Origin of the sequence: Actinotalea sp. C106, from assembly GCF_023630195.1 — a bacterium.
GTDB lineage: Bacteria > Actinomycetota > Actinomycetes > Actinomycetales > Cellulomonadaceae > Actinotalea.
This window is the reverse complement of record NZ_JALPKN010000441.1, coordinates 1-1,758: the sequence shown is the minus strand read 5'-3', so window position 1 is coordinate 1,758 and position 1,758 is coordinate 1. Positions and strand designations below refer to the sequence as shown.

General features: G+C 76.7%; 1 protein-coding gene. It reads left to right on the top strand.

What is annotated here, in order from left to right:
* Positions 1–30: 30 nt before the first annotated feature.
* On the top strand, positions 31–1,758 hold a 1,728-nt coding region (locus tag L0B03_RS17365; protein ID WP_250448204.1), incomplete at its 3' end, for a dynamin family protein.

Genomic DNA, 1,758 nt, shown 5'->3' with positions numbered 1-1,758 from the left:
CCGCTTTGGCCTCCGACTTGAGGAGGCGGCATGGTCGCGAGCCCCGAGCAGGCCCACCGCCTGGTCACGGCCCTCACCGGCGTGCGCACCGCCCTCGGGGACCTCCGGCTGCCCCTCGAGCTGACCGGGGCCGACCTCGCGCGGCGTGAGGGCGCCCGGCTCACCGACCATCTCGACGACTACCTGCTGCCCCGGGTCCGGCAGGCCGGCGCCCCGTTGCTCGCTGTCGTGGGCGGCTCGACCGGGGCCGGCAAGTCCACGCTCGTCAACAGCCTCGTCGGCACCCCCGTGACCCCCGCGGGAGTACTGCGGCCCACCACCCGGTCGCCCGTGCTCGTGCACCACCCGACCGATGCTGCCTGGTTCGCCAGCGACCGGATCCTGCCGGGCCTGCCCCGCGTCACGGGGGCCGAGGCCCACGGTCACGCGCTGCGCCTCGTGGGGGACCCCGGCATCCCGCGGGGACTGGCCGTCCTCGACGCCCCTGACATCGACTCCGTGGTCGAGGCGAACCGTCGGCTCGGTGAGGAGCTCCTCGGTGCGGCCGACCTCTGGGTCTTCGTCACGACGGCCGCCCGCTACGCCGACGCCGTGCCCTGGGACCTGCTGGCCGCCGCCGCCCGGCGCCGAGCCGCCGTGACCGTGGTGCTCAACCGCATCGAGCCCGGGGCGCACCAGGCGGTCGTGGCCGACCTCGCTCGGATGCTCGACGAGCGAGGCCTGCTCAGCGCCCACCTCGCCGCGGTCGACGAGCAGACCCTCGCCGACGGCCTGCTCCCGCCGACGGCCGTCGCCGACCTGGACCGCTGGCTCCGTGAGATCGCCGGGGACGCCGAGGCCCGTGAGGAGGTGCTGCGTCGCACCGTGAGCGGGCCGGTGGCCGAGGTCGTCGCCGCGCTGCCGGGGCCCGCTCCACCCGCCGACCACCAGGCGGCCCACGCGAGCCACCTCGGTCAGACGGCCACCGGCACCTACGCGCGGGCCCACGCCCAGGTCCACGAGGCGACCTCGGACGGCACCATGCTGCGCGGCGAGGTGCTGGCCCGCTGGCAGGAGTTCGTCGGCACGGGCGAGCTCCTGCGGGCCCTCGAGACGCGGGTCAGCTCGTGGCGGGACCGCGCCACGGCCTTCATGCGGGGCCGGCCCACCCCCGAGCCCGTCGCCCAGGCCATCGGCAGCGGCGTGGTCGACCTCGTGGTCGACGTCGCCGAGGAGGCTGCCGAGCAGGTGCACGCGGCCTGGCGAGCGGACCCCGCCGGGACGCGTCTGCTCGACGACCCGAGCCTGAGCCGCGCCTCGAGCGACCTGCGCGACCGCGCCTCCGCCGAGGTCCGCGCCTGGCAGGGAGCAGTCCTGGAGCTCGTCTCCTCCGAGGGGGCCGACCGGCGCGTGACGGCACGCGCGCTGTCGTTCGGCGTCAACGGCCTCGGCGCGGCGCTGATGGTCGCGATCTTCGCCTCGACCGGCGGCCTCACCGCCGCCGAGGTCGGGGTCGCAGGCGGCGCCGCGGTGCTCGCCCAGCGGCTGCTCGAGGCGGTCTTCGGCGACGACGCCGTGCGACGTCTCACCCGGACGGCCCACGAGGACCTCGACACCCGGGTGGCCCGGCTGCTCGCGGACGAGGCCGCGAGGTTCACGACCCGGATCGAGGCCCTCGACCTCGAGCGCGCGAGCCTCACCGGTCCGAGCGGAGGTCCCCTGCGCGAGGCCGCCCACGAGCTGGCCCAGGCCTCCCGTGCGGCGGGTCTCGGGGCTGAC